Source organism: Streptomyces sp. CoH27 (assembly GCF_020181035.1).
Classification (GTDB): domain Bacteria; phylum Actinomycetota; class Actinomycetes; order Streptomycetales; family Streptomycetaceae; genus Streptomyces; species Streptomyces camelliae.
The window spans coordinates 7833-11430 of record NZ_JAIQYY010000074.1; the positions used below are offsets into that span (position 1 = coordinate 7833).

3 protein-coding genes are annotated in these 3598 nt (G+C 68.1%); 1 reads left to right on the forward strand and 2 read right to left on the reverse strand.

The genetic code is table 11. From position 1 onward, the window contains the following. Nucleotides 1-458 precede the first annotated feature (458 nt). Both LE548_RS44665 and LE548_RS44670 read right to left on the reverse strand, forming a co-directional pair. Nucleotides 459-800 (reverse strand): GNAT family N-acetyltransferase, encoded by a 342-nt coding sequence (locus LE548_RS44665; RefSeq protein ID WP_225102771.1) that lies wholly within the window; start codon nucleotides 798-800, stop codon nucleotides 459-461. Nucleotides 801-810: 10 nt separating this feature from the next. After that, a complete protein-coding gene (locus LE548_RS44670; protein ID WP_225102772.1) occupies nucleotides 811-1791 on the reverse strand; it encodes a pirin family protein in 981 nt (326 codons plus the stop codon). A 634-nt stretch (nucleotides 1792-2425) separates the two neighbouring features. Between LE548_RS44670 and LE548_RS44675 the strand changes: the two genes are divergently transcribed. Next, nucleotides 2426-3262 (forward strand): alpha/beta fold hydrolase, encoded by an 837-nt coding sequence (locus LE548_RS44675; RefSeq protein WP_225102773.1) that lies wholly within the window; start codon nucleotides 2426-2428, stop codon nucleotides 3260-3262. Nucleotides 3263-3598: the final 336 nt, after the last annotated feature.

Consider the following 3598-nt stretch of genomic DNA (forward strand, 5'->3'; position numbering starts at 1 on the left):
ATGGCCGTGCCGGTGTGGAAGACGCTGCTCAGCGAGGACAGCAGGGGCTGGGCGTAGTAGAGGTTGGCGACCGTCATACCGGAGGCGACGGCCAGGAGTGCGACCAGCCACCCCGGCACGCCGTGCGGGGCCGTTGCGGGCCGGCGCGAGGCCCGGAGTTCGGATGAGGCGGACATGTGCACCTTCTTGAGGGGCGAGCCGGGAGACCGGCACGGGCGGAAGTGCTGTGGGATGGCCGGCAGCTTCCTCGATGCCGTCACGCAGGCAGAAGCGTCGATCTGCCCCCGGTGCTTCCTCATCTGAGGCGATGGTTTGGGATGTCAGTCATCTCAACCAGAGATAGGCCGCAGAACTCGTACCGCCGATGGCTTGGGGGCCGCCTGCGGCGGCCGAAGCCTCCCTCGGCGCGGCCGGTGGAGGCGTCCTCGCCCGGCACTCCGAAGATGAGGGTCAGGAAGTCAGTGCGCCAGCACGGTCTCCAGCCACCGCAGGACCTCGGGGGTCACGGGCTCGGCTATGTCGGCGAATTCGTCGTGCTTCTTGAGGAACTTCGCCACGTAGGGGCAGACCGGCACGATGCGTTTCCCGGAGGCACGTACGTCGGTCAGTGCCTGCTGGACGAGGAGCGAGGCCAGGCCCTGCCCGGCGAAGGCGTCATCGATTTCGGTGTGGTAGAAAACGCGCTGGTCACCATGGTCGCGGTACGCGGTAAGGCCGGCGGTCCTGCCGTCGACGAGGATTTCGTACCGGTGCTTGGCATCGACTCGCTGGACAGTCGGAGCGGCGGCGGGCTGTGTCATCGTGAGCCTTTCAGTGGCGCGTCGGGTTCTTGCGCGGTGCGATGGTGGCATTCGGAAGGGCGGGCGCGGGAAGGCGGTCGCCGTCGTAACCGTCGACGCTGCCGAAGCGGCCGGATGCGTTCTCCCAGGCTTGCCGGGCTTCGACGATGTCTTCGTGGCTGCGGCCGATGAAGTTCCACCACATGACGATCTGTTCCTCGAAGGGCGTCCCGCCGAGCAGGACCGCCCGAGCGAGGGTGTCCGTCTCGTTTGTCAGCATCAGCGTGTCGTATCCCGTGCCGAGGTAGCCCAGCTCCGCCGGGCGCAGGAGGGTTCCGGTCATGCGGACGTCCCCTTGGTCGACGAGCAGGCCGTGCTCGAAGCTGGGATCCACTGGGAGTGTGGTCGTGGAGCGCGGGTCGAGGACGAGTTCGGCGCCGAGCAAGGGCGTGAAGGTCCACACTGGGGAGGTGCCACCGGCGAGGGATCCCAGGAACACTCTGATTTCCGCCCCGCCCATCCGGACCGGGTTCGGTACGTAGTGCCGGAAGTTGCGGACGGTGTGCCGGTGCTCTTCGGGCAGAGCCACCCACAACTGGACACCATGCAGGATTGCCGTGCTGACGGTGGAGACTTCCGAGTGGCTGATGCCGTACCCGCCCGTCATGAGGTTCAGCTCACCGGGCCGTACGAACGCGTGGCTGCCCAGGCTGTCGCGGTGCTCGATCTCCCCGCTGAACAGCCAGCTCACGGTCTGCAAACCGGTGTGCGGATGGGGAGCGACGTCCATACCGCCGGTGTCGGCGACGTCGTCGGGTCCGTAGTGGTCGACAAAGCACCAGGCACCGATCAGCGTCCGAGCCCGCTGCGGCAGTGTGCGCCGCACCGTCATGGCTCGTGGGCCGCCCAACGGGACGTCCCGCGCGGACAGCACGTCGACCTGTGGCGCGGAATCACCGTCCTCCACGGCAGCGCCGCGCGGTGCGGCGGGATTCACTTCTACGTTGCTCATCGCGCTGCTCTCCCATCCAAGGATGATTCGCTGCTTTGCCGGGAGCGAGCGCCGGGTCGGACCGGCGCTCACGGCGTCCGAGCTGGCATGGACCGCAGGCGTGGACAGCACGTTAGGCCCGGCTGACGGAGGCGTCTTGTCTGTCGGTGCATCACCAGTGGTCCGTCCGCGCCCGCGAGAGGTGCTAGTGCCGCGGCAGGCAACGTTTGCCCGTCAAGGAGCGGCGTCCGGTGCGTGCTCTCGGCGTGCCGGCCGGAAGCCCTCGTACTGGACGTACTTGGGCTTTCGGCCGGTGCGGCGAGTGGGGGTACCCCCTCTGGGGGAGCGTGCAGGGCGTCGCGACGGGGCGAACGTTGCCTGTTGCGGCACTAGCGAGGGACGCCTTCGAAGAGCCTTGCGCCGCAGCGTGCCGGGACACGTTTCCGTCCTGGCGCTTCCAGGCAACGAGCGGTGCGCTCGCGGGCAACAGGGGGAGGAACGTTCGCCCTACTGTGCTGACATCCCGTGCCGCGCATGCCACGAATGCCCGGACGTCGGCAGCCGATGGGCCGATGCCGTCCGTGCAGCACCCTCCCTCATCGAGACGGAGTGTGGTCCTGCGCGCGCCAGTCACTCCGGACGAAGGAACGAGACCTTGCCGTACATCACCGTGGGTCAGGAAAACTCCACCGCCATCGACCTCTACTACGAGGACCACGGCACCGGGCAGCCGGTCGTCCTCATCCACGGCTTCCCGCTCGACGGCCACTCCTGGGAGCGGCAGAGCGCTGTGCTGCTGGACGCGGGATACCGCGTGATCACCTACGACCGCCGCGGCTTCGGACAGTCCAGCCAGCCGACGACCGGGTACGACTACGACACCTTCGCAGCGGACCTGAACACGGTCATGGAGACCCTCGACCTGCAGGACGCCGTCCTGGTCGGCTTCTCGATGGGCACCGGAGAGGTCGCCCGCTACGTGTCCACCTACGGCTCGGCGCGGGTTTCCAAGGTCGCCTTCCTGGCCTCGCTTGAGCCCTGCCTGCTCAAGAGCGACGACAACCCGGACGGGGTCGCTCCGAAGGAGTTCTTCGACGGCGTCGTCGCGGCCGTGAAGGCGGACCGCTACGCGTACTACACGGACTTCTACAAGGACTTCTACAACCTGGACGAGAACCTCGGCACCCGGATCAGCGAGGAGGCCGTGCGCAACAGTTGGAACGTCGCCGCGGGTGGCGGCTTCTTCGCCGCCGCGGCGGCGCCGTCGACCTGGTACACCGACTTTCGGGCCGACATCCCGGCCATCGACGTACCGGCCCTGATCCTGCACGGCACGGGCGACCGGATCCTTCCCGTCGAGGGAACCGCGCGCCCCTTCCACAAGGCGCTCCCGTCCGCCGACTACGTGGAGATCGAGGGCGCCCCGCACGGCCTGCTGTGGACCCACGCGGAAGAGGTCAACACCGCGCTCCTCGCCTTCCTGGGGAAGTGACCCCGCCGCAGGCCCGCCCGACGGGCCTGCGGTCGAGACTGCCGTCGGGATCGCTGGGTACGGGGATCCCGACGGCGCACGCGCGAGATCGGGGACCGCTGAGGTGAGCCGCGTCGACTGTCCAGGAGGAGCCCCGCTGGGACTGGCGATAGTGACCAGGCGAGCCGGCCAGTGCCGAGGGCCATGGACGGCGAGTGTCCAGGTGTGGGTCAGTAGAGCGTGTGGGAGCCGTCGGGCAGCCAGCCTTCGAGGTAACCGGTGAGCTGCACCCCGTTTCGTGGAGTCCCTGATGCCAGGGTTACGATCCTGGCGAAGGAGATCCACCAGCACCATGGC

Bases quoted from the DNA above. Each gene is read 5' to 3' on its own strand.
- LE548_RS44665 (WP_225102771.1), bottom strand. From the start codon at position 800: ATGACACAGCCCGCCGCCGCTCCGACTGTCCAGCGAGTCGATGCCAAG.
- LE548_RS44670 (WP_225102772.1), bottom strand. From the start codon at position 1,791: ATGAGCAACGTAGAAGTGAATCCCGCCGCACCGCGCGGCGCTGCCGTG.